Genomic DNA, 24845 nt, shown 5'->3' with positions numbered 1-24845 from the left:
CTACAGTCTTGCGATTTTGCATGCTCGCCTCTCGGCGCGTGGAACTGGGCCCGACGTAGTGGCGTGCAGTGACTCCAGAGGAGCCCGAAAGCAGGTGCACAATCGTCTGTACCGGGGATATTGCATCGGGAATCATTAGTCATCCACGATGCGTCTCAACTTTCACACACAGATCGAGACAGTCGAGAGAACACTTCTACCGGTCTCTGTGGCCGATCGTGAAGTACTGACGGCGTACCGAGCTGTGCGTAGGGGCGCGTTCGCCAGTCGTGCGCTCTGTTCGCGAGTCGTGACCCTGTTTCACAGAGACGCGACGTCCTGCGAGATCGTCGACTGTGCTCGTACGCGTTCCAGGAGCGACGCCCGACGACGTCATCGTCGTCACCGAAGAGAGACAGATGTTCGAGACCGGCGGCGAGGGCTGATACGTCGGCGCGATACCACTCCCACGACCAACCGAATGCTGATATTGCCATACTGCCTATCAGAGACAGATAATGAGTGCATCCAGCCCACTGACGGCCGAGCGGGTCTCCGAACTCGTGATGGCGAATCGAGCAATCAGGGCCCCCTCCTACGACGCCGACCACGACGACGGGGTACAATTTACGGATCTGGACCGCGGCCTCCAGTGGGGTGCCGACGCCATTCCAGCCCTGCTGGGTCTCTTCAGGGTCGAGCAGGATACCCGTGAGGACCATCCCGATGGCTGGGTTGGCTTCGCTCGCCACTGGCGAGGGGGGACGGTGCGGCTGGACTTCGACCTGTTTGCTGCACCCGACGCGGCAGACCCGGTCCTCGTCGTGACTGCGATAGCGGGCCGAGCAGGGGAGGGAACCATCGTCGACGAGGAGTTCGGGGACATCGATCTACCGAACGAAATCCCGACGCAGGAGGAGTGGGAAACACGGGACAAACAGTACCAGGCGGCGCGGCGCAAGGACGACACCGATGGGGGAGCGGCAGTGACGGCGTACATTGCTGCGCTGCCGGGCTGGAAGCGTGATGTTGCGGAACAGTTCGACGAGATCGTTCGATCCGAGGTGCCCGACGTACGCCGCGCCGTGAAGTGGCACCAGCCGTTCTACGGCGTCGAGGATCAGGGCTGGTTCGCGTCGTTCAGTGCGTTCTCGAAACACGTGAAACTGACATTCGTGTGCGAATCGTACCTCGAACCCGAACCGCCCAGCGGGACGGCCCCGGACAGGCAGGCTATCGACATCGAGGAGACAGATACGCTCGACGAAGCACAGGTCGCTTCCTGGGTCCGGCAAGCCGCCGACGACCCAGGGATGAACTGGTGATGACACTCGTGTGGGTGCGGCCCGGCGATTCGTAGCCGAGCGCCCTGCTCGCCTGCAACGGGTGATAGGTCTTCTGGCGTGGCTTGGTCGAGAGACTCAGCGCGGGCGCTCGTGCGTGTGTATTCGGGCGGACACAGTCTCACAGTACGGTTGTCTTCTCGAAAGCCCCCGCGTGTTCGACGGTCCGCGGACCGCACTGCGCTCCTCGTGCCTGCGGTGCTTGTGGGTCCGGGGACCGGTCGAACCCGCGGCCCCTTTCAGTCCCACCCGGGCGGTGTGCCGGTCGGCGGTAGGATGGAGAAGTCCATCAGCTGTACCAGCCGGTTCCGTACTTCTCAGCTTAGTCGATCGGAAACCGGAGGAGTGCGCCGAGACCCCCGAATGCGGTCTCGAACTGGGCACCGCGGTCCGTATCGGTCGACACGACGAGACACTCACCTCCCTGGTCGGTCGTCGCTGCCTCCAGCTCGCGGATTGTCTCGGGTGGGTGTGCGTCGGCGACGAGGAGAACGTCGACAGCGCCGTAGTCGAGAGCGGTTCGCGTTGCATCAGTGCCGTAGGTGACGTCGCCATCCCGGCCGAGTGCGGTGAAGAACCGGTCGAGGGCTTCCCGTTCCCGTCGGTATGCAGCATCGGATAGTACGTCCTCAGCGCGCTCGACAAGCTGTGCAAGGCCCTGCTCGGTCGCGTACTCGACCGGATAGACGCCCAGGACGCGATCCCGTAGCTCGTGGTGGAGATAGTCCCCCCGCTGGAACTCGTCGACGGTGATCGTCGTGCCGCCGAGGACGAGGCCATCGACGGTGGGCTCGTCGCGGAACGTCCCTTCGACGGCGTCGGCGACCTGCGTGAAGAACTCGTGTTTCTGGCGGTCGCGTTCGCGTTCGAACCGCTGTGCGCTCTGGCCGCCCGCGCGGGACTTGCCCATCACCTGACTCTCGATGGTTCGAGTGTCGACGATTCGCTCGCCGGCGAGGCGGCCCAAGGCGGCGCGACCCCGCTCGAGGACGACCAGGCCGTACACCGTCGACGGGGTGAGTGCCTGTTCGACCGGTGTGGTCTCGAATTCGGCCGCACAGCGGTAGATCGAGACGTCGACTGGCCGGTCGAGGTCGTCGAAGACGGCGTCCTGTAGTTCATCGTCGACGACGCCTGCGTAGACGACGAGGCCGTTCGGTGGTGTTTGATCGTATGCCTGGAGGTGCCGTCGGATCCGCCCGAGGGCGTCCTGGACGTTGGTTCGTGTCCGGTCGGATTTGATGTTCTCGGCCTGTGCGTGCTCGCGGTCGATGCGTTCGCGGACTGTTCGGAGTGACTTGTCTGGCGGGACAGCGACGGTGACGAGTTCGGTGCCCTCGCCGCGGTAGTTGGCTAGCTGGTCGATTCGGTCGCGGAGTTCGTACTCGGTGGTCTGCATGTGGGTCGGTGACAGCGGCGGCGCTACTCGATGTGAAGGCGATACACCCGCCGGCGCTGTGACGAGCTACGAGAGAACGAGGCAAGCGCTGGTCGTGCGCGCAGTCACCTGTCGCACCGGCGGTGTGTGGTGCATAGACTGTGTTCGTGATGGCTGGGAATAATATTTGTGGTGGTCGAGACCGTCTCGAAAGCCCTCGGCCGCTCGGCATCCCGCGACCCACGCTGCGCTCCTCGCTTCGCTTCGGTGCTTACGGGGCCGGGGGACGACCGAGGCGGCCTCGCCCTTTCTGTCCACCAGGACGGCGGTTGGTCGGTCGGCGGATCGGGTGGTTTGGTCGGGTTGGTTGACGGCTCGCCCCGCTCGCCGCTGCCACCCTCCGCGTCGCTCGCGACCGACCATTCCGGGCGTGCGGCGCTTCGCGCCGTTCCGGGCTAAAGTGAATGTGCCCTCGCGCCAGCACCAAGCGCGCTTTCGGTTGCGTCTCCCTGCGGTCGACGGACGCGAAACCGGCTTGTGTGCTGGCCGCTCGCTCCGGGTGGGTCGGCGCGCGTGGCTGGTTTGTTCTGCCTCGACAGCGCGTCTCGCTCGCGCCCAGGGGCGCTCGCGAAGGCGCGAGCGAGACGCGCAGACGTGTCTGTCGGTCGTCGACGTCGGAAAACCGCGATGTGGTCGCATCGCGGTGGTGGCGCAGAGCGCCTTCGGAATCAGGCTGATTCCAATGAACACTAACAACGCCATTCGACTTGAAGAATTGGTTGAACAACGAGAGCCCGACGATGCGGTTTCCGAAGAGCCGGAACTGCGGCGGTCGGTCGAACAGGAGAAACAGGGGAAGGTCGACACGAATCACCCGGACGCTGGACGGACGGGGTTGACGCTGGCGGCGGAAGAGAAGCTGGCAGCGAGAGAGTGGGAGATCGAACGAACCCACGAGCGGTGGGACAGTCGGCAAGAATCGAGCCGGGAAGGACGATCGCGTCAGCTGGCGAAGGCGGGTAGCGTGGAACGACGGCAGGAGTTCGAGCATCGACGAGCGGGCGTGGACCAGTGGGCTGACCCGGACCGGAAAGATCCCCGGGCGGAACTCACACAGGCGGAACTCTCGACGGTGAACGAGCAGGCGGCGAGGTTGACGGAGGAACACGGTGGTATGACGAGAGCGGCGATATCGCGGCAGTTAGCCGAGCGGATCGCAGATGGAATGGACGTCCTGGACGCAGTCGTCGAGGTAATCGAGTTGATTCGCGACGAAGCAGGTGTCATCGTGCCGATCGACCAGATAGAGAACGTCGATCGCAGCGAGGTGACCGTTGAGGGGCGCGTTACCCAACTTTGGACACCCTCCTCCCGAGCGATTCGGCAGGTCGGGCTGATCGAAGACGAGAGCGGACGAACCAAGTTCACCAGCTGGAAAAAGAGCGCGCAGCCGATGGTCGAGGAAGGTGAACGCGTCCGATTCAGGGCGGCAGCGAAGAACTGGTACCAGGGCCGTTGCTCGATAGCGCTTACGGGCTGGTCGGAAGTACATTTCCCGGAACGGGGGCAGTGGTGGAGGTAGGTCACGAACCACCCCCATAAGGTTGGAATTCGCATTCTCCCGTAGAGGAGTGCGAAGGTCGTTTCTCGTTAGTGTTAGCCGGATATTGCCGGATAATCTTCTCTAACCGTTAACCGATTTAATGGTCAGTTGCTCGTTCTGCCATCTGTTTTTTCTCGCCCTCAAGGACCGAGGGCGTCACTTCGTGCCCTCGAGAATGAAATGACGCCAGAAAATGCTCGCTATCAATGTGACATCTGTGGAGAGACGTTCGAAACACCCGCGAAATTCGGTGGTCACAAAAACGGCCATCGGATCAAAATCGAACGAGATGAACTGATTGCCGAGGTCCAGCGTCTGTTCGACGAAATAGGTCGGGTTCCAACTTCGGAGGATATGGATCGAGAAGGTCGATACTCACCAATGACAGTAAGGAAGAGATTTGGTTCGTGGAACGCCGGCCTCCGAGCTGCCGGGTTAACACCTGTCCATTATCATGAGCTCTCGCGAGATGATATAATCCAGGAGATTCAGAGGGTAGCTGCAGAACTGGGGCAGGTCCCTACGGTAGCGGATATGAGTTCCGAAGGACAGTATTCTGTCGACGTTGCTCAGTCGAAGTTTGGTTCGTGGAATGATGCCCTAGTGGCTGCTGGGTACAAGCCCAATAAGATCAAACAGATTCCGCGAGAAGACCTCTTGGCCGAAATCCGACGACTTTCAGATGTTCTTGGTCATCCCCCATCAACGAACGATCTGAAAGACCGGGGCAAGTACTCTGTTCGGGGCTACTTTCGAGAATTTGATGGGTGGCACGACGCTGTGAGAGAGGCGGGGTTCGAACCCCGAGGATGGCCCTCAGGAGAGGATAATCCACGTTGGAGGGGTGGCCGAGATAATCAGTACTACGGTCCGAACTGGAATCGGCTACGGGAGAAAGCGATCCAGCGAGATGACTTCATTTGTCAAACCCCAGAATGTAGCACAACCCGCGAGTCACACATCGAGCGATTCGGACACGATATTCATGTGCATCACATCGTACCATTAGCCAGCTTCGAACGGTCTTGTGGGTCAGTAGATTTCCAGCGAGCGAATAGCTTGAGCAATCTCGTCACGGTCTGTACCGTTCACCACATTATCTGGGAGCGGATCGCGCCTCTACGACCAGACACTCGACATCTCTAAAACAGACTGGATTACGGATCTCTAGTTCGTCGAAATTCTGATCCGTAATCTGTTGTCTACCGAAACAACTCACCCATTTCCTGTTTCTACAAGCGCCTTTTGCGGAGGTTCTGACAAGCCATTATTCATGAAGGGAAAGCGGGTGCGATTCAGGGCGGCAGCGAAGAACTGGTACCAGGGCCGTTGCTCGATAGCGCTCACGGGCTGGTCGGAAGTCCACTTCCCGGAACGGGGACAGTGGTGAAGTAGGCGACTAGCGCGGTTTCTTTTTTCTTGTGCCAGACTGACCCAGACCCCACCTCCCCGCCCTCCGCTCCGTGCTCGCTCCGCTGCGCGCGCAGCCACGACAGTTAGAGCAGCCCCTCCTTTGGATTGCAATTCCGTTATCTACCAATACATCAAAGTGGTAGCGGGATTGGTGATTCGGTCGGGAACGTCCTCGAGCAATATATGAACTGTCGGGTTCTTGGGGTGGCGTATGGCTGGAGACTGGACGGTTAGTAGGTATTCAGAAGAGTTCTCCTCCAACACGAGGCAGAACCTTCGGGACTTATACTCGAACCGTTGTGCGATATGCCGCCAACGGCACGAATCTCCGTTTGGGCACCCGGAGACTGAAGCTGCACACATTCACCCGGCCCAGCATGGAGGCCCAGATAGGGAGATGAACGGATTGCTACTGTGCCGGCGCTGTCACTGGGGGTTCGATTCAGGCTGGTTGGGCCTCAAAGACGACCACCAAATCATCGTCGCGCACGACGACTCTGCCTATGGCTACGAATATTTCCACCAGTTTCGCGATCGATCGCTCATCACTCCCAGTACTGAAGACCTTGGTCCAGGGGTGCGCTTCATCAAGGTGCATCAGAAACTGTTTGGCTTTGATTCCATCGACAGAGGTGACCAGTTGACCTTCGGTGGACTGCGAAGCGGTGAAACGAGCCTCGTAGATGGGCGGCGTGTTTGTATTGAAGGGGCTCCAGACGAAGCACTCGTTGTCAACTGTAGTGTCACAGATGTCGGGCAGCAGCAAGTACGCTGTACCCATCACAGGACCTTAGAGACTCGACAGGCTACGGACCAAGAATATTCTGACCCTTTATTCGACGACACAGCAGAGGTTTCATTTGAGCAACTAGCGCAACAAATTCAGGAGGTCAAAGACGATTACATGGGCGTCACGCAGAAGTGGGAGTGGGGACGGATCTTCCGCAGGGCTCGAGTCAAGTCCGGACTCTCCTACGAGGAGATTGCCGAGAAAACTGAGGTCAAGGGGGCAAGCGCCCTTCAAATCGAGCGTTCAGAGAGTGTTTACGAGATGTTTCCTGAACGGGAGTATGAGGAAGACGGACTCTCGTATTCAGCTATCGCTGAACTGCAAAGAGTGTTCAACAAAACGGACGATGTCCGAGCCGCATATGATTGCATCATCGCAACTGGGCACTCACTTTCAGTCAAGGAGACTCGTGTGTGGGTGGAGCTCCTGATGTCCGACGCCGACGTGTCACGCGGTATAGTCAGAGAAGAAGTGCAAAAATTCGATGAGCTGCGCACGAAGAACCCGGCTGAGAGCGTTCGGCGCATCCTCGATGTACACGCTGAGTACGAATCCATATTCGGATGGGAGTAACTAAATAATCTTGCAAGCCCAGCATAACGAACGCTAATACGTAGTAGGTAACGAGACCCAGCGAGCCTTGTTTTTTGACCTCGTGAACCAAATTCAGTCCGCTATCTGCCAATATATCAGAATAGGTCCATCCGTCAACTGAGTGGGTCCGGGCGGGACATCTTCCCACCCCGTACGATCCCTTCACTTCCGGGTTCGCGCGCGCCAGCCTGTTTCGCGGGGTTCCGTGACTACCATGAGCACGAACCCCACAGATCTCGAACCCATCGAACCGCGCGAAGCACAGGAACTGTTTCTCGACCACAAGGCGAGCCAGTACTCGGTGAAGACCGTCCAGGCCCACCGCTACCGGACGAAGCCGTTCGTCGAGTGGTGCGACCTGAACGACATCGACAACATGAACGCCCTGACCGGCCGGAGCATTCAGCGATACCGCCTTTGGCGGGAGGACACCGGCGACCTCGCGAAGATCACACTGAATCAGCAGATGAGTACCATCAGGGTATTCCTCAAGTGGGCCGGCTCCATCGAAGCCGTCGCCGCGAATCTCTACGACAAGGTGATGGTCCCGCGAGTCACGCCCGCGGAAGAGCGGCGAGACGAGACGCTGTCGTCCGAGCCGGCCTCGGAGATCCTAGACCACCTCTCGACGTTCAACTACGCGTCGCTCGACCACGCCCTGTTTGCGTTGCTCTGGGAGACCGGGATGCGACTCGGCGGTGCTAACTCGCTCGACCTCGGCGACCTCCACCTCGAAGAGGAAGCGATCGAGATCGTTCACCGGCCCGACCAGGGGACACACTTGAAGAACGGCGCGAACGGCGAGCGCCCCGTCGCGATTACGTCGAATCTAGCGGAAGTTCTCTCCCAGTACATCGAGAACATTCGGATCGAGAACACCGACGACGCCGGCCGGGAGCCGCTGTTTACCAGTCGCTACGGTCGCCTCTCGAAAACCGCGATGCGGAGGTGCGTCTATCGCGTGACCTCACCGTGCTTCAGAGGTGAACCGTGTCCCGAATGTGCTGGCACGGAGAGCGAAAAGTGCGGGGAAGCCGTGAGTCCACACGCGATCCGCCGCGGGAGTATCACGCACGCACTGACCAAAGACGTCCCCGTCGAGGTCATCGGCGACAGGATGAACGTCAGCCGCGACATCCTCGACAAGCACTACGACAAGCGTTCTGAGGAGGTGAAACTGGAACAGCGGCGCGGATACTTAGAGAACCTCTAACCGGCCGCTCCTCCGCAAATAAGTAATGGTTCATCGATTCTATGTCAGAATTTCTTCGATCTGGCGTTCGCCCAGCACCATCCAACTCGCCGCCGATCTCGATTTTGTCGATGCCTCGCAATTGTCGAGATTGACCCACCTATGACGGAATCCAGCAGGTGACGGGAAGTTCTCGAGCCATCCTTATTTCCTGTTCGGTGTTAGGTAGACGTCGGTGTCCATCGTGCCTTTGTTCTCTAATAAGAGATGATGTTAGAAGTTCCGACGGGATATTCGCCGTTCACGATCATCGTCTACGGCAGCTTTAATTTGGTCTCTGAGCCCATCGAACTCGCTTTTGTCGACCCCAACGGATTCATCTCTGTCTCCACCCGAGCTATCTGGCTCAAGATTGAACGTAAGTCGTTTCAATATCTGGTGAACCATGTCCACCTTACGCTCAAACATTACTTCGTAAGTCCACGAACGATCCACTTGCTCTGCAATATCGTCGGAAAGGTGATCCTCCCCCCTGATCTCGTCGACATCACCCGTATCAAGATTGACATATTCCGATTCGATAAACGGCGAATTCTCTTCATTGCTAAAGAAATCATTGATAATTACTTTGATATAGGTATCCCTCCAGTACACAGGTAATTTTTTGGAGAGAAGTTTGTTCCCTAACTCTTGGTTGTCCTGATTAACTAGAATTAGAAGATTTGCGATATCATCGACGAATCGCTTGAATACCTCCTCTTGGATGTTTAGTATCTCATCTTCGTTAACCTCATCTCCAAGATCGTCCGAATCTACATCGCTTGCCTGTAGAGACGAGATACTTTGATCCTTTAGTACTTTTATAGCCTGTGCGATCTGTGAGTCTTCATCAGTCTCGTTAACCCGGAAGAAGTAGTCTAACCAGGCATATTTCCCGGGTTCCGAACTTGAGGCACTTCTCCCTGCCTCATCGGAGATAGGTGTTTGTGGAAGAATGTGCTCAACATCGACATCTGAGTAGTCTCGAACCTCGAGTCCCATATCTTCTTCCTTAAGATATCTACTTGTCGTACGTTGAAGGATACACCGCCCTAGGTCACTAGAAGTCCAATTACGGTTCTTTACGGCATGATAAATCATTCCATCTTCGAAGAGGTCCTCTGTCTGATTGCTCGCATCCTCGACAATGTCTAAGACAATCTTGGTGGCGTCGAATTGATCCGAAGACCGATTATTGAAGTTTTGGACAGCGTTGACATAGACTCCCTCGATAGCTTCCCCACTGTGGTCGCTAATCGATTGCCGGAGGGTAAGAACCTCAATGGCATCAAACACCTCAAATAAGAAATTCCCAATATCTTCTTCGTCATAGTCCTCCGGTGCACCTTGGTCTACCATCATATACACAAACGGACCAAGTGCCTGCCACTGTTCTGCTTCAATTTTTTTGCCTACACGGTTGAGTATCCGTTTTACTTCTTTCCGATTGTTATCATCAATCGATCGGTCAAAGTGGTTGAACTCACACTGATAGAGATCATCATAGTACTTGGAATACGTTGAGACTTCGGTCACGAGGTTTTCAGCATTATCCTGCGTCAGCAATGGTGTGACATTCGACCTCTCTGGTGTGGACCGGTCAAAGACTTGCATGACTGCATTGTTTGCTTCCGAAATCTTATTCACGCTGTCTTCTTTTGCAGCGACAAAGTACTTCAGCATCTCTTTAATATCATCTTTGTCACCATCAAACCGAGCAAGTGTTTCCCGCCATTCCTCCATTACCCCACTTGATCCTGAGCCAACTAGACGGTGTTTGATTCGAGCTCTAATTTTGTCTACATCGTGTAATGCGAGCCCCTTGTCGTTTATCGATTGGAAAATGTCAAGCCGCAGGTCGGGGTTCGGCTCCGTAATTAAACACCGATCGACCGCAATCGCATGAAGAACGAAAGAGGAAAAGTTCATCGTAATATAAGCTCGTTGAGCCAGCTCTCCATTTGTCTCTTCATCTTGGAGAGTCTCTATCAACTCGTAGGCTTCACTGTATGCCTCCAACATTCGTTCGTGCGAATTGAGGAACCGGACGTGTTTCCCGAGTTTCGCATCTTCGTCTCCATCCTTATCGGCTTCAAATGCCGAATCGTCTGTGAGATTGTCATCTCCGTTGAATTGGATCGGTTCTTGAATAGCCTCAGCGAGTTCCTCAATAGTCTTAGCCCTAGGTCGGTTTCTGCCTGTTATGTCTGGGTGTTTATCAATCTGGTCAACTAGAAAATCACGGACATCAATGTACCAGTTTTCTGGATATGCTGCTAATGCTGCGAAAAATTCCCGGTCTTCTGAATTCAGTTTTACTGAGGGTTCGGTCCCAGAGTATCCCTTTTCGAGTTTTACCTCTACCTCCGTAAGCTCCGAAACGAGATCATGTTTTCCTTGATCTCGAGCCTCTTCTTTTAGACTAAGGATGTTGTCATTGAGGGCCTTAATCAATAGTTGGAAGGAAGCAAAACGCTGTTGTCCATCGACGATATCGAGTTTTTCTTGCTCGTCTTCCGGTCCTGGAACAGCGATGTATACTGCCCCCATGTACAGGCCTGAAAGATCCATCTCATCAAGATCAGAAGGAAGCGGTCCAAGATCGACAAAATTTCGTTTTAACGTTGACCAGAATTCGTCTCGTTGAGTATCCCCCCAAGAGTAATTTCTTTGGTATTCCGGGACTCTGAAGGACCGATTTTTGATAACTTGAAACCAAGATTCGTCAGTAATATCTAATGCTTCGAGGATTGTTCCCGAGGAGGTTTCGAACTCCTCCAATCGATGATCTTGAGAAAGCTGGGTCACACGTAAGACTCCTTGGACAACGAGAAATAACTAATGGTGGTAATATAATTGGATAGCTACATATAGGTTACAAGAGGGAGTGCACATAGGAACTCAGTGCTGAAATCATCGAGCTAAGATTATCGAGCGGCCGCCTTTGATAGTTCGGCTCAGTGGTACCGAGTCCCCTTTGGATGCCTCATCTCATTATGGTTTTTGTATCGTGGGCCAGCCGGCGGTTGCACGCCTGCCTGAGCGCAGATATGTGGAGAATCTTCAACCTGACCGCGCGACCCGATCATCGCACTCTTCGCAGGCTTTGTACTGGTGTTCTGCTCGACCGAGATTATGGTTTTGATAAAGTCCTCGTACCCCGGACAGCGGCACAGTGTGGAAGGCGGTGTCGCCGACGGGCTCTTTTCGTGGCCGGTGGATCAGGTCCTGGTCGGCTAGGCGGACGACGACGAATCGTTTAGTACAGACGGATCACCGATCAATTCCTGCAGACACTCACGGACAGCGATGCAGCCTTGGTATTTGCGGGGGGACGGCTTCCTAGCCTCGATCTTCAGGACGAGACCACCACGACGGCGACTGGTGAGCCCATCGATGGTTGAGGCGCGGTCATCGATGACGATGTCGTCCTTACGAAGGCCACCGTTGAGGTGCCGCTTCTGCTCGATGGTGCCGCAATCACGGGATCGATACACGCCGATGGTGCAGTCTTCGAGACGCCGGATATCCTCGTCGGTGCGGACATCAGTGGGCGCGTCCATGAGCAACCGGTCCATCAGTTGGTGCTGCCCGTCCTCGTTGGTGCTAGCGAGGATGGATGGCTGGCCGCAGAAGTACACATCAGCCGTTCCAAACGGGGCCAAATCAGTTTCGACACTCTCGATTTCGTATTCGGCCGCCACATTTTATTGGAAAGCGGATAGTGTCTGGTGATCAGGAATAGAATCTCCGTGAGTACTAACACACCTTCAGAACAACTTGCCGACAAGTGCAGTGACGAAAACAGTGAGCTAATTGCTGAACTGACTAACGAAACGCGGTGGAGCAAGGAAGGCGATCTCGGAATCGGTGACCAGGTTGTCGCCGCCACACACGAGAACCGAACAGTCCTCGAACTGATTCAGAACGCAAGAGACGCGATTCGCGACGACGAGACGACTCCCGAAACCCAATCCGTAGCAGTACTCGTCACGCCGGAGGCCCTCCTCGTCGCGAACACGGGCCGCCCGTTCCAACTACACGACGAAGGTGTCTTCGAGGCGGTTACGGGGCTCGGCCGCTCGAAGAAAGCCAGGGATAAGGGCGCCATCGGCGAGAAAGGTGTCGGACTGAAATCGATTCTGCAGCGCGGTGATCAGTTCGCCATCCGCTCTGTCCTGAACAACCATCGCATCGAGGCACGGTTCTCCAGAGGCCGCAGCGTCCTGATGCTGCTGGACGCCTACAATCAGATTCTTTCCGACGACGACCGCCGACAACAGATAGAGGACGCAGTTGAATCATCTGAGATCGGCGAATACCAGCAGATTATTACTGAGTTACTCCGGAATTCTTCTGAGGCACCTGTCTCCGACAACGTGGATGTTAAGAGAATCTTGGAGATCGAGCGGCCCGACCAACCACCGACGCCGCCGGAGCCAGCACAGGTACTTGCGGATTTACCGCGGTTGTCACTATTCCGGTACCCATTCACGGATACTGATGGGTTCACCTCGGCGAGCCCTGGCCGCGACCTTGCAGAGTTGCTACTTGACGGGGGGGACACAGAACGGGAAGCCCTCAACGTTACCGATGCGGCATTAGACCAACTCACCCCCCATGCCGGCCGGTATCGGAGTGTCGTCGAACTCGATTATGATGACGACTTGTGGAACAGCTTACTGGACGGGACCTACGAGCAACTCAAACAACAGGATTCGGCGGCAGCGGCCGAGTTCGATGATAATCGCCAGAGCTCGACCTTCGATGGGCCGGAATCGGCGAGTCAACAGGACGAGCTCTGGCGTGAGTGTGAGTCGTTTTCGGCTGCAACACTGGTGCTTCTGGAGGACATCGAGGAAATCGAATTCTTGAGATTCGGAACCGACTCTTCGACTGAAGGCCTGGAGCTTCGAGACCAGCGGAAGCTCTCAGTTCTGGAGACCGACGAGGGGGTTGTCGATTCTGATTCGAACGTTCAGCGCTCGGTCGTGCGGGTGACTGAGGAGCGTGATGCGGGGAGCAACGTCAAATCACATTGGTTTCGGCGGTACTCCGAGACGCTTGACCCAGAGGACTACGAGTGGCTCGGCGGCGATACTGCAACGCCTGCCGATGTGGAGGCCTCCTCGGAGCTCCGGGTTCTCTGTGAAGCGCCGCAACCAGGAGCAGACTGGTGGGACGACGAAGAGCAAGCAGAGCCGTTGCATCTCTATTACCCGATTTCAGAGGCGTCGACACCATTTCCGTTCGTCGTCCACGCCCCGTTCGAAGTTGGATTCGACCGCCAGCAACTCGCGGACAAGGCCAAAAACGAGGACCTTCTCGAGAAACTACCAGAGTTGATTGGCACTGCTGCCGAAGACTGTGCTGCTCCCCCAGATCTGGACGAGATATCCAGCACGTATTCGCATTCTCATCCCTTGTTTCACGAGTGGATGCCGTGGGTCATGGCGCCGGTGACGGAGCCAGCCTCGGATCGCGACGACGAGGCTGCGGGAAGACTTGTCAGGGAATTCGTCGAAGATACATTAGCGGCGCTGCGGGAATCGCCGATGGTTCCAGCGGCAGCTGGTGGGACGCTCCGGCCGACGGAGACATTGCTGGCGCCAGAACGATTGTCGGCGTTCGAGGTACTGCGTCAAGACGCGTTCGACACGGCCGCCGCACCGCTCCCAACAGAATCCTCGATTGCGAACGGCGAAATGTGGCACGGCGCCCTCCCCGAAAGTCGCCAATCTCGGGTTCGCAGCATCCTCTCTGCAATCGGGCTATCTGACGTTATTGATCGACTTCCAGACACCCAGGATGGTCCAGATTGGGTGACGATTCTGTGTGAAGCAGGTGGACTCGATTCGACGGAATCGGTGCGTGACCGGTCATCCGACTGGTGGCACGTTGACGTCGACGATTCAGATTTGGCGACTGAGTATTTCGCTGCTGTAATCGACGCGTTCGACCGGCATCGGACAGACGACGGAGACGACAATGACAGCAATATCACGGATGCCGCACAGAACTTAGGTACGGCCGCTGTTCCGTTACTCCCGGCAGAACGCCAAGAGGCAGTCGACGACTCCGACGGACAAGTAGAGTCCGGCGTACAGGTGACTCGGCTGGTTCGAGCGTCACCCAGTCGTGGACAGAGCGAGGATGGACGCCACCGGCGAAACGATCGCATCGTGTTTCGCCGTGAAGTTGCCGATGAGGGAGGTGCCCAGGAATCCACCACCACACGTCTTCCAGCACCGCCATCACAGTTACCGGTATATGTGATACCTCCGGTCGCAAAGTGGGCAGGGGAGTTGGCGAATTTCAATAACGCGTGGGGGACCCGGAAACTCGAGAGTCCGGCCGGGTTCTATCTCCGGATTGCTGCAGATGCGGGCGGCTATTCAGCCGACCCTGTTGACGAACCGGACCCGGTTATTGCGTACCTCTTGGACCTGTATCGGAGAATCGCCGATACGAACCCGGCGCAGTGGTTGGCTCCAGAACCATATCATCACCGCCGCTACGATGAAGTCGAGAACCTGTTGACTGGTGAGCCACTCACGACCAAACCGGAGAACACAGAGTTCCTCGAACGCCGGTACGTCCGGTCGCTTCCCTTGCCGGCTGAAGACGGAGGGTATCACCGGGCAGAAGATTTGGTCTTTGGTGTCAATTGGGCCGCAAAATTCGAAGACGTTGCGACACGGGTGGAGGGGAAACCGGAGCCTGACAGCCCGTTCGTCGACAACAACGAGGACGCGGTAGCCGAACGAGTAGAGGCGCTGCGGCGCTGGGCTGGCGCGATTGAGCACGCGGACCAGTTCCGGTCGCAGACGACGCCTGTTTTAGCGCCACCGGAGGATGACCGGTGGCAGCCGATTAGAGATAAAGTCGACAGCCACGACGAGGGCCAGGATCGCTGGCTCGTTGATTTCCTGCTACACCTCGGTGTCCAGGTCGGCCCCCACATTGAGTGGGGATGGCTCTTTCCAGGGTTGGACGACAGCGACCAGCGAACCGGCGCATTATCAGTGGAGACAGTACAAGAACTCACAAAGGACCCGTCGAACGTGGAGATTGATGCTGACACCCAGATTGATCCGCCAGAACCCCTTCTCGAAACCTATCGACAGCTATGTTGGCAAGCCGAGCACCATCCCGTGTTCAGCGCAAGTCATTCTGGGAGATGTCAGGAAGGATGGCTCAAGAACGGAGTCGATAGATGGGACAAGAAGCACAGTGACTTGGCGATTCCGACGTGGTGGTACTTTTCGGAATTGAACGATGAATTAGCAGCGTCGCAGCAACGCGCGTTCCGGGATGCAGTGGTCCTCGTCTGGCCGGAAATGGAGGAAACGATTGCGGATACGGCTTGGTTGTGTAATGGGCCGTACTACAGTCACCAACTGGGTAGTCCTCACCACACTATCCCGGCGTTAGGGATGGCCCAGCTCCGGACTAGTCCACTCTGGCCGATCGAAGGCGACCTCGAATTGGATGTTGGTCCGGAACTCGAAGCGACGCAGTTGATAACCGAACAAGATGCAAGGGGTGCTGCTCAGTATCTCCCCCGAGCAGACGTCAAGAAGGTATCAAACCAGGCGAACGATTCTGTCGCGGGAGTAAACCCAATCGAAGCAACCGATGTTCAACGGCTCTTGGGCGAGTTGTCCGCCGGGCCTATCGAATCGCTGACCCCTGCCGAAGCCGCGAAACGACTCAGCTGGTTCGTCAATGAGCACACGGACTGCCAGTCTACCCGATTCGAAGTTGGGACGGAGCGACTTCAGCCGTTAGTCGGTGAATGGTCGGCATCGAAGTACATCGATCCAGTGTATTCGTTGATGCGACGCCTGCAATCGATGTCCCACATTACTCACAGAGTCTCCGATGACGACCAGCAAATCCAGTGGATCCGCCGGGATATCAAGAAGTTCGGAGTTCGACTGCCAGTGCGGTGGCACGGCGAGTCCTATGTTTTTGCCATCAGCGGCGATAAGGGAGAGTCAACAGGTTCCACGGGGGTGACGCAGGACATCGTTCCTACGATTTTCAAAGAGAACCTTAGACAGTACGCCCGCCAACGCTACCGGGCACCGGACGCGACCGTCGCAATCGTCGAGCGGCCAGCACAGGAAGCCAGTGCCATCGCAGATATCCTCGGCGATGGAGTTGATGATTCAGAGTCTGCATCCCCGCCGTTTGGAATCGCAGTCCAGTCAGAGAACCCAGAGCTGGAATCCGTGACTGCCGACACCCTTCCGACCAACGCCGAACATAAGGCGTTAGAAGATTTGAAGCAGGCATTGAACGAACGCCACGAAATCTTAGTTGCAGGCTACAAGGAGCAGGCGACCAATCCAAACGTCGAAGAGACGTACGAGACGTTAGATGAGCTATTCAGCCGTCCACTCGGCGTCGCGGACGTCGAAGACACGGCCGGCCGGAACTCTGCTGAATGGATTCCTGATAGTGAAGACGGTCGTGTGCCGTCTCGTATCGCGGTTTACGGGCGAGCCATCGAAGAGCACGCTCCTAGCGATGGCTCTGATTCCGAGGCAGTGGATGATTGGCGGCAAGTAGAAGAGATTCCGCGGTACTTAGCTGCGGATGCGCTTGAACAGATTCTCGACAACTATGGGCTGGGTGATGTCTTCGAGAACATCCTCATGAAGGGGATCGAAGTTGGAAGAGCGGAGTATAAGGACACGATCGAACAAATCGAAAAAAGTCGAGAAGACTATGAGACTCGGGAACTCAAGCGGGTTCACTCGGCATTGGAGGCGCTCGTTCGGAGTCAAAATGCGGGGGCGTCGCCACCGGATATTGTGGGCGACCACGGCGCGGCGCTCGACGCATTGACCAACCCGCCCGAGTCTTCCACTCACTCGTTCCTCGAGGAGTGGATGGCTGTCCTTGAGTCGGTTGGGTTGCCGCCGGAACAGTGTATCGAAGCCGCAACGGCAGAGGACCATATCACCCGGCAACTGAAGCTTGCACAGCTGCTCCGAGAGTATGATGGAGTGGAGAGGGTACTGGATGAAGACGAGTGGCGTTCGCTGAGAACCTTACGAGGGTCTCGCGATATAGACGAGTTGCGGTTGTATCTCGATGCAGTTGAAAAGGTAGAGGCGTTCTTCTCGCAGCTCGACCGGCGGGACCGTATCAACGATGATGCCATCGTCGTCGCGCTCCAGGCCGTGGAGGAAGCGACTCCGCCCTCCGCGTTCGACACTGTGGGCGAGATCGTGCCGAATGGCGAGAAGCTCCCTCAGTCCATTCGGTCACAGTTCGTCGTCGAACTCCTCGATATCGAGTCGGAAGCATCGAACGACGACATCGTCCCTATGGCAATCATTGAGGCGGTCGAGCAGTGGTGCCAAGACCGGTATGAGGCACTCAGGGACGCTTCGATAACCACAGACCAGGACATCCTCTCGAAGGTGGAGTCCCTTATCGACGCTGTTGCAACGCCATCGGAAGCCAAGGGCCAGATTCAAGAGGTACTCCAGGAAGCGCTACGTGAGGATGCGGGGCAGCGTTCGCCGTCCCAGCAATCCCAGCGCCGCAAGAAAACCCTGGATTGGGTGGCGAACGACGCCGACGAAGTCGACGACGTCGTCGAAGATAATGTTGAGTCCACGACATTTGAACCAGAGGAACCCGGTGACGACATGCAGGCCCCAAGCATCAATGATACACAGTCCAGCGGCCGCCAGAATGCAGAGATTTCAGACGGCCGTGGTCGAGATGCTGAGCTCATTTGTCTCAGCCGGGCCTGGGACCGGTTCCGTACCTCGTCAAGTACCTGCAGAGAAGCTATCGTCGACGAAGTGGAGCGTTGGCGAAGTTGCGAGAACTGGCGGCTGAAGCCGCTCGACAAGCTCACCATCCAGTTCGAGACGGGTAATAGTTCGGAGGATACTGTGTCGGTGCTCAGGCGGTATCTCTGTGCTTCCGAGGTTGAGGATTCTGAACCGGCGCGCCGTGCGTTTCATGCGGTGTTCGACACCTCTGCAGAACGGGGGCCCGGCTTCGATTACATCGATCCGTTCGCCGGTCTCCCCATGTCGGTGGACGCCGACACCGACTGGAGGCCTGATTCGATGCGACGAGTCGAAGTGAAGGCAGTCCATCCGAATCGTGCTGATAGTGGGCGCATCAAGCTTACCGGGAACGAATTCCGAATGGCAAGGCGGCCTGGTCCTACACTAGGCGAACACGGAGCAAAAGACAGTATCGAATCTGTCGACCGCTATCTACTGCGGTTAGTGGTACTGCCGACGAATTGGGATGCTCAGCACACTCGGGATTCCGGAATCGAACTCCGCGATATCACGGACTTCGTGGCGTACACGGACTTCGATTCCGATGGCGACCCGTATTGGGAGAAGCTCCGTGGCGGCTCGTTCTATGTCGGCTTCGAATACCGGTGAGGGACTCAGTTGCTGGTCGTGAAACCGGGAGAAAATTCAGATAATCTCCACTCGATAGGATTGAACCGGGTATTGGCTCGGATTCTGGGAGGCAAATACGAGAATGTCCCCCAGTCTGACGACATATAGAACCTCACGCGAGAGGTCGGCACGTCTACTGAACAGGTGTGTCCCATATCTCGACGTGAATTGAACACGGCTCCCGTGCTAAATTCATATTCTGAATTCAGAACCTAAATTCTGTCAATTTCTATGGATTTGAATGGGCCACATTACTTGGCTATTGTGATGGATATCAAACGCATATGATCCATTCCATGAACAGGACTCAATAGCTAAGGGACTAACCACCCGTTCGTCGATCAGGCGTCCGAATACTCGGCCAGGTGCTTCGTCAGCTCCTCACGCCGGCGTTTCGACTTCTGCTCCTCGGTCCGGTGGTCGTAGTGCTTGTCCAGGACGGGCACCGACACGTCCACACGGTCGCTCAGGAGCTCTTTGGGCATGCCGGCGTCGAGCTGGTTCACGATGGCCCACTTGCGGAGCGGGTGAGTCGTGAACCCGATGGACACTGCGGCGCGTGCTTGTTCTTGGCGGCGTCACAGTCCGACGCCTCTCGGTCATGCGGGCAGTCGTTCGAGTAGGTGCAAGGCCGGGTCATCTTGTAGTAGTCCCGGCGGATCGTCGCCGTCGACACCCTGCCGGCGGACGTGGTGAACAGGGCGTCGCGTCCGTACTCGTTGACGACGTCGTGGCGGTTGTACTCGACGTAGTCGACCAAGAAATCGCTAAGCTCGGCGGAGATGTTGACGATCCGCTCACCGTCGGATCCGTTCTTGAGCGGCATGCCGTAGTCCTCCGTCGCCTCGTGCCGGTGGCGAAGGTGGATGACCAGGCCCTCCGGGTCGAAGTCGTCGAGGTCAATGGCTCTGATCGCGCCCATGCGGAGGCCGATCTCGGCGATGAGTTCAAACTCGACGTGGCGCCGAGAGGCGTACTCGAACTGCCGGAAGTACGACCGAATTCCCTCGACCTCGTTGTCCTCGGGGACATCCGTGCTGACCTCCTCGTCCGGCGGGACGTTGGGCAGCGGAACACGGTCGGCCACTCCCTCAGCGACGGCATCGATCCGCTCGCAGAAGCGGAGGAACCGCCGGAGTATCGCGAGATTCCCGTTGAGGCTGATCGTCGCGAGGTCGGTCTCGTTCTTCCGCCAGGTCTTGAACCGCATGCGATCGCGACCGCCGACGTTGTTCATGTCGTCGATACCGACCACGTCGGTCCAGTCGACGAACGTGCCCAGGGCCGAGGTGTGTTTCCGCCGCGTAGCGGTCCGCAGGCTGTCTCGACGGTGCTCGAGGTACCAGTCGAGGACGTCCCGCGGCGCGAGCGGTTCGAGGTCGTCCTGGGTCATTGGATTGGGTGCGCTATGGCTCCTAGAATCCGGCCTGGTCACTCTCGGGTTCCGCGGGTAGGATGCCTGCCTGTTCCAGCGGGCCCGTATCCGAGTCGCCCGAGTGGAAAGCAGGGATCCCGTCCGGGTTCTCTGCGACGTAGTACCGAAGCGCCCGTGCGAGGAGGTCCGACCTGGAGAGACTAGTCTGATCGACCGCGTCTCGCACGCGTGCCGCTTCCGCAGCGGGGAGCCGGGTCGCGAACGCTTCCGTTTCGCCTGTCTTCATCGACTTCGCCGAGAGTATCCTACTATAAATAGGATGGCGAGAATTGGCGCATGGCATGGTGAAACGCCGAAAATGCGGGTTTCGAATGGGAGATTCCGGTAGTCGAATTGGCGGCCGGGTACGTAATCGTCAACAGAGAAATGGCGATCCGGTTTCGATCCGGATCGCCCGTCGCCAACTCCGGTGGTCAAACGGTCACAGGAGTTAGGGCTAACAATGGCGGAAAGTTGGCGAAATAGCACTCGATATTGTTCCGGAACTGAAGTTTCGGTTGACAGAATGGGCATCTCTGCGCCGATCGAATCTGGCGCGCGGTGATACGCTGATTTTGGGAGCATCGATTTCCCCAGATCGACCCTTTTCGCCTAATTGTTGGCCCAATGATTGGGAAATTCTGATTTGAGGGTCGCTTTTGGATGCTTTCGTGACAGTAAGCATAGTTGTGACCCGAGTAGAGCGGTATTCGTCTGTAACAACCTGCTACGTCTGAAATTTCTCCATTCCGCTGAAGATTAATGACATTCCAGCAGATATGGGCCATAACAGTGTGTTACGACGGGGATTGCCTATTGGTAGCCGGGTCGATTTGCTCGCTGAGCAGGCGTCCGAAGCAGAAAGTACGTCTGTGTCGATGGGTGTCCCGGCTGGATGTACCAACTCAAACCGAAAATATGAGACCCTGTGAGAAGAAGGTCAGATCAATGCGGAACGTATCGCCATCTCTCCCGAAATTTGTCTCAGTCTCAGTGAATACCTATGAGTAACACACCTGTTGCGATAGACCTGTTCTGCGGCGCTGGCGGTCTCTCACAGGGGCTAAGTGACGCGGGATTCGATGTGATATGGGGCATCGACCATTCTGAGGAGGCCGTCCAGACCTACCGAGCTAATCACGATGGCGTCGCTATCAAGCGAAACATTCGGGATGTCGATCCCGATGGGGGGATCGAACTAGCTGAAGACGACAAGGTACCATCTGAGCAGGTAGCGCGATTCGATATCGGGCCAAGTGACGTCGATCTCATCGCTGGCGGCCCGCCCTGCCCTACCTTCTCTCGCGTTGGCAGATCCAAGATTGGCTCGGTCGAGGGGACTTCGCCTGAAGAGGATGATCGTCATGAACTCTACCAAGAATTTCTTCGCTTCGTGGATTATTACGACCCTGGGGCGTTCATTATGGAAAATGTCCCGGGGATCATCAACTCGGAGAACGCAGGGGGCCGGATCGTTTCTGATGTTATCGTCTCCGAGATGGAGGCGATTGGCTACAATGTTGATGTCTATGTGGTCGATGCAGCGGACTATGGGGTTCCGCAGCGACGTAAGCGGGCATTCTTTATCGGGAACCGGCTGAACAGGGACAACCCGAATCTCAAACACTGGCAGACCCACAGAGAGCCCGAAGACGATAACGAAACAAAGCTAAAACGGACGGGTACAGTAGGTCAAGAACAAGAGACCGTGCAGGCTACGATGGAGGAGGTCGTTAGTGGTGATGTTCCGGATTTCGACGAAATTGTTCCGGAGCAACCCAGAAAGTCTCCGTGGATCACAGTCGGTCAGGCCATTCTGGATCTACCACCGGTCAGCCCTGGCGGCCCAACTTCCGATGACTCGAACTTTGCAATTCCCGAACAGGCCACCGAATACCAGATGGAACCCCTGACTGAGTACCAAGAATGGGCACGGGACGTAGATGAATCCCGAGACGAGGCACTGACAAACCATCGCTCCCGAGGTCACAATATGTATGATCTCTCACTGTACAAGCTACTCGGCGAGGGCGTAGGGTGGGACATAGGTGACGTTGGTCAGGACCTCCAGCCTTATCGTCAAGATATCTTTGAGGATAAGTACAAGAAACAACATCCCCGAAAGCCGGCCTCAACTATCGTGGCCCATCTCGAAAAGGACGGTCACATGTTCATCCATCCCCGCGAAGCGCGCTCACTGACCGTCAGAGAAGCAGCTCGACTCCAATCGTTCCGAGATTCTTTTGAATTCCCGGTTCCCCTCACCAAGGCGTTCAAAATCGTGGGCAATGCCGTGCCACCCCGCCTTGCAGAGGTCCTTGGAAAAGCACTACTGGAAGAGTTGTTTGACGTTAATAGGACGGACCAGAAGAGATAGCAGGTCAGTCGTCGGTAGAAATGCGAGGTCGATAGATCGGTGTTTCTGCTGTCTCGGACGACTCTTGCCGCAATTCGTCAGCAAGGACTTTCCCAACGAATTGGCCGATTAGTGGTGGAACCGCATTACCAATCTGCTGGAACCAGTCAGTGAACGCACCCAAGAAGATGAAGTCATCTGGGAACGACTGAATACGAGCGGCCTCTCGCGGTGTTAGTCCGCGATTGCGTTCAGGTTTGGATTCCTTGCTAGAGTGGGTGTAGTACCGGTGATAGTCCGGCAGGATAAACCCGTTTGCATCCTTCTGTAGGTGTGCAACGATCGTCGGGGACGGCTCCTCCCAGTCTAACATCCGGTATTTGTCCGTGAACCGGGGATTGTCCTCCGTCCCGATGTCATAGTCTATGAGGTCGCCTCGATCCGTGCCGTACACAACATCGGCGCTGTCCATGCCCGGCTCCATCACCTCATCGAAGAGCTTGCGATCCTTCGGCTTTGGATGGCTCCTGGCGCGGTGGTTATAGGTAAAGTGTGAGGGGACAGAAATACCAGCGCAGCTAACATACTCACTCCGTCGGCCTCTGTTGGCCCCAATCATGATCTTGCCACCCTCGCCCCGTTCGAGTCTTGGCAGGCCGGCCAGTGCCTGTCTGATCGTTGTCTCCTCGGTCCGGTTGTCATACAGTGCACTAAATAACGCCCCAGGGCTCGTCTCAACATCGGCTTCTCGGTTTACACCGAAGACAATAACTCGATCTCGGTTCTGTGGCAGACCAAACTCCGAGCAGTCGAGTAATCTAAGTTTAGCATTATAACCGGCCTCGTCGAGCCCATCCAGGACCATTTCTGAGACCTTCAGTTCCGAGTCGCCAACCTCGCAGATCATACCCTCGACGTTTTCCATGACGATAATTTCTGGGTTGAGCTGCTCGATGGCAGCAATATACTGCTGATAGAGAGTTGTCCGTGAATCTTCGAGCAGGGTGTAATCCTCATCGTTGGCAAGACGAGAGCGATAGCCCGCAATCGACAGGGCCTGGCAGGGCGGGCCACCGATCACGACATCGGTGTCTTCGGCAAGCTCAGTGAGAATACCCTCCTCGACGACATCATTGATGTCCCCAGTATGCACGTTTTCGTGCGGGAGTTCCGGATGATTGAGGCGATAGGTATCTGTAGCTGATTCAGATTTGTCGACGGCAAATTGGATATCGAATCCGGCCTGCTTGAACCCAGCTGAGAGCCCACCGGCGCCGGCAAAGAGGTCGACAGCCTTCTTGCCCGATCGAGCCTCTGACTGGCGTTCTTGGCGGTAGGTGAGCAGGAACTTCCTGATTGTGCACGAATCACTACAGGGCTCCATACCTGCGTCTATCCCGTGTCTAGCGAGCAACCGATGGAGAACAGGCAGACGTCGGTCCGAGAATCGGTCCTCAATCGCTTCGCGTCGAGGACTGTCGATAGCATATTCCTCAGGGGACAGGAGACCGAGTGCAACGAGTACTTGATCTGTGTACTGGGAAGTGGGCCAGACGGGCTTCTCATAGACTGTCAGCATGATCCACCAGGCATCACGTCGTGAGATGCCTGGAAATGAGGCGAATTCATCTACCAGTGTCTCATAGCTCAGACGCGGTAATCCCGACAGGGAGACCCCATCTGTGCGCGAGTACTCTTGGACAGCCTCAAGGAACTTGCGTAGCCGGATGGATCGTTCAACACTGAGGCCACGGCCGTCGGAATTTTCCTGCAGAATGACATTGAGCCTGCGTCGTTTAAGATCAGCTATCGAGTTCCAGTCACCGCATTCGTTGCGGAGGCTGTCAATAAGTTTCCGCCAGCAGTGTTCTTGGTAGCGCTCTGCGGGGTCTACATCATTATCCGCGATAACGACTGCTGCGACGCTATCCAGTGGATCAGTACTTCCATGCAGGGGATCATCACAGCAGCTGTTTGCTACATCTCTGGCCGTCCAAGCGGACGCTATCGTTGAATAACAACACGGGAAACTATCCTCCGATCCAGTACTCCTCCGACGAGCGAGGAGTTTCGGGGTGGCTGCAGGACAGCCACAAGATGTTCGGCTGGTATCTGCCAAGTCCTCTGCCGCCAGTCCATCGATTACGAAATCAATATTTCTGGACACAACGCCAGACTGGGCTACTCGCTCTGACTCTGACACCCCCGTAAGCCCAGCAATGTCATCTCGAGATAGATCCCACGATTCTGCCATGGTACCCTCTTATCCTGGCTAGGTTAATAAAAAGCTGGC

General features: G+C 56.4%; 15 protein-coding genes and 2 pseudogenes. 9 read left to right on the top strand and 8 right to left on the bottom strand.

The features are described from left to right. Positions 1–497 precede the first annotated feature (497 nt). Positions 498–1304, top strand: a complete 807-nt coding sequence (locus tag BM337_RS09000) for a DUF1801 domain-containing protein (protein WP_089816128.1) — start codon at positions 498–500, stop codon at positions 1302–1304. A 340-nt stretch (positions 1305–1644) separates the two neighbouring features. Here the strand turns inward: BM337_RS09000 and prf1 are convergent, their stop codons facing one another. Continuing rightward, on the bottom strand, positions 1645–2721 hold the full coding sequence (gene prf1 / locus BM337_RS08995; protein WP_089816126.1) for a peptide chain release factor aRF-1: 1077 nt from the start codon (positions 2719–2721) through the stop codon (positions 1645–1647). 721 nt (positions 2722–3442) lie between these two features. Here prf1 and BM337_RS08990 point away from each other — a divergent pair. The 4 genes and pseudogenes from BM337_RS08990 to BM337_RS21885 all read left to right on the top strand — a co-directional run. Then, a complete protein-coding gene (locus tag BM337_RS08990; RefSeq protein ID WP_089816123.1) occupies positions 3443–4282 on the top strand; it encodes a DNA-binding protein in 840 nt (279 codons plus the stop codon). 201 nt (positions 4283–4483) lie between these two features. Continuing rightward, positions 4484–5449, top strand: coding sequence for a homing endonuclease associated repeat-containing protein (locus BM337_RS21890; RefSeq protein ID WP_089816122.1), 966 nt, complete (start codon positions 4484–4486; stop codon positions 5447–5449). A 133-nt stretch (positions 5450–5582) separates the two neighbouring features. Further along, a pseudogene (locus BM337_RS21565) lies at positions 5583–5693 on the top strand (DNA-binding protein); the annotation flags it as partial. A 234-nt stretch (positions 5694–5927) separates the two neighbouring features. Continuing rightward, positions 5928–6134: pseudogene (locus tag BM337_RS21885) on the top strand (HNH endonuclease); the annotation flags it as partial. A gap of 24 nt (positions 6135–6158) precedes the next feature. Here BM337_RS21885 and BM337_RS21560 read toward each other — a convergent pair. Beyond that, positions 6159–6497 carry a hypothetical protein gene (locus BM337_RS21560; protein ID WP_245778634.1) on the bottom strand — a complete coding sequence of 113 codons (339 nt, stop codon included), beginning with the start codon at positions 6495–6497 and terminating at the stop codon, positions 6159–6161. A 123-nt stretch (positions 6498–6620) separates the two neighbouring features. Between BM337_RS21560 and BM337_RS21555 the strand changes: the two genes are divergently transcribed. Together BM337_RS21555 and BM337_RS08975 are read left to right on the top strand one after the other, a co-directional pair. After that, a complete protein-coding gene (locus tag BM337_RS21555) occupies positions 6621–7079 on the top strand; it encodes a hypothetical protein (protein WP_245778633.1) in 459 nt (152 codons plus the stop codon). A gap of 235 nt (positions 7080–7314) precedes the next feature. Further along, complete coding sequence (locus tag BM337_RS08975; protein WP_089816118.1) at positions 7315–8313, top strand: tyrosine-type recombinase/integrase; 999 nt, start codon at positions 7315–7317, stop codon at positions 8311–8313. A gap of 252 nt (positions 8314–8565) precedes the next feature. Here the strand turns inward: BM337_RS08975 and BM337_RS08970 are convergent, their stop codons facing one another. Further along, positions 8566–11139, bottom strand: a complete 2574-nt coding sequence (locus tag BM337_RS08970) for a DUF262 domain-containing protein (RefSeq protein ID WP_089816116.1) — start codon at positions 11137–11139, stop codon at positions 8566–8568. Positions 11140–11567: 428 nt separating this feature from the next. Next, the gene (locus tag BM337_RS08965; protein WP_089816114.1) at positions 11568–12035 is read right to left on the bottom strand and encodes a hypothetical protein; all 468 of its coding nucleotides are present in this window, start codon (positions 12033–12035) and stop codon (positions 11568–11570) included. Between the two features lie 48 nt (positions 12036–12083). On the opposite strand from BM337_RS08965, the gene BM337_RS08960 reads away from it, so the two are divergent. Next, positions 12084–18761, top strand: coding sequence for a sacsin N-terminal ATP-binding-like domain-containing protein (locus BM337_RS08960; RefSeq protein ID WP_143117680.1), 6678 nt, complete (start codon positions 12084–12086; stop codon positions 18759–18761). Between the two features lie 362 nt (positions 18762–19123). Here the strand turns inward: BM337_RS08960 and BM337_RS21085 are convergent, their stop codons facing one another. From BM337_RS21085 to BM337_RS08950, 3 genes are read right to left on the bottom strand one after another with little or no spacing between them, the layout of a single operon-like run. Then, positions 19124–19288: a hypothetical protein gene (locus tag BM337_RS21085; RefSeq protein WP_177227373.1), complete on the bottom strand. Its 165-nt coding sequence runs from the start codon at positions 19286–19288 to the stop codon at positions 19124–19126. Continuing rightward, the gene (locus tag BM337_RS08955) at positions 19285–20175 is read right to left on the bottom strand and encodes a tyrosine-type recombinase/integrase (RefSeq protein ID WP_089816110.1); all 891 of its coding nucleotides are present in this window, start codon (positions 20173–20175) and stop codon (positions 19285–19287) included. Before BM337_RS08955 ends, BM337_RS21085 begins: the two co-directional genes overlap by 4 nt. Before the next feature lie 22 nt (positions 20176–20197). After that, positions 20198–20443 carry a hypothetical protein gene (locus BM337_RS08950; RefSeq protein ID WP_089816107.1) on the bottom strand — a complete coding sequence of 82 codons (246 nt, stop codon included), beginning with the start codon at positions 20441–20443 and terminating at the stop codon, positions 20198–20200. 756 nt (positions 20444–21199) lie between these two features. Between BM337_RS08950 and BM337_RS08945 the strand changes: the two genes are divergently transcribed. Continuing rightward, complete coding sequence (locus tag BM337_RS08945; protein WP_089816105.1) at positions 21200–22573, top strand: DNA cytosine methyltransferase; 1374 nt, start codon at positions 21200–21202, stop codon at positions 22571–22573. Between the two features lie 4 nt (positions 22574–22577). Here the strand turns inward: BM337_RS08945 and BM337_RS08940 are convergent, their stop codons facing one another. Continuing rightward, complete coding sequence (locus BM337_RS08940; protein ID WP_089816103.1) at positions 22578–24806, bottom strand: DNA cytosine methyltransferase; 2229 nt, start codon at positions 24804–24806, stop codon at positions 22578–22580. Between the last annotated feature and the right edge of the window lie 39 nt (positions 24807–24845).

It is taken from the genome of Halomicrobium zhouii (genome assembly GCF_900114435.1).
Classification (GTDB): domain Archaea; phylum Halobacteriota; class Halobacteria; order Halobacteriales; family Haloarculaceae; genus Halomicrobium; species Halomicrobium zhouii.
Note: the sequence above shows the minus strand (reverse complement) of the source record. Positions and strands in the feature narration are given on the sequence as shown.

Excerpts from the sequence above, each read along its gene's own strand:
- BM337_RS09000 (WP_089816128.1), top strand. The coding sequence starts at position 498 with ATGAGTGCATCCAGCCCACTGACGGCCGAGCGGGTCTCCGAACTCGTG.
- BM337_RS21560 (WP_245778634.1), bottom strand. The coding sequence starts at position 6,497 with ATGGGTACAGCGTACTTGCTGCTGCCCGACATCTGTGACACTACAGTT.
- BM337_RS08940 (WP_089816103.1), bottom strand. The coding sequence starts at position 24,806 with ATGGCAGAATCGTGGGATCTATCTCGAGATGACATTGCTGGGCTTACG.
- BM337_RS08955 (WP_089816110.1), bottom strand. The coding sequence starts at position 20,175 with ATGACCCAGGACGACCTCGAACCGCTCGCGCCGCGGGACGTCCTCGAC.
- BM337_RS21890 (WP_089816122.1), top strand. The coding sequence starts at position 4,484 with ATGACGCCAGAAAATGCTCGCTATCAATGTGACATCTGTGGAGAGACG.
- BM337_RS08950 (WP_089816107.1), bottom strand. The coding sequence starts at position 20,443 with ATGAAGACAGGCGAAACGGAAGCGTTCGCGACCCGGCTCCCCGCTGCG.
- prf1 (WP_089816126.1), bottom strand. The coding sequence starts at position 2,721 with ATGCAGACCACCGAGTACGAACTCCGCGACCGAATCGACCAGCTAGCC.
- BM337_RS21555 (WP_245778633.1), top strand. The coding sequence starts at position 6,621 with ATGGGCGTCACGCAGAAGTGGGAGTGGGGACGGATCTTCCGCAGGGCT.
- BM337_RS08975 (WP_089816118.1), top strand. The coding sequence starts at position 7,315 with ATGAGCACGAACCCCACAGATCTCGAACCCATCGAACCGCGCGAAGCA.
- BM337_RS08990 (WP_089816123.1), top strand. The coding sequence starts at position 3,443 with ATGAACACTAACAACGCCATTCGACTTGAAGAATTGGTTGAACAACGA.
- BM337_RS08945 (WP_089816105.1), top strand. The coding sequence starts at position 21,200 with ATGAGTAACACACCTGTTGCGATAGACCTGTTCTGCGGCGCTGGCGGT.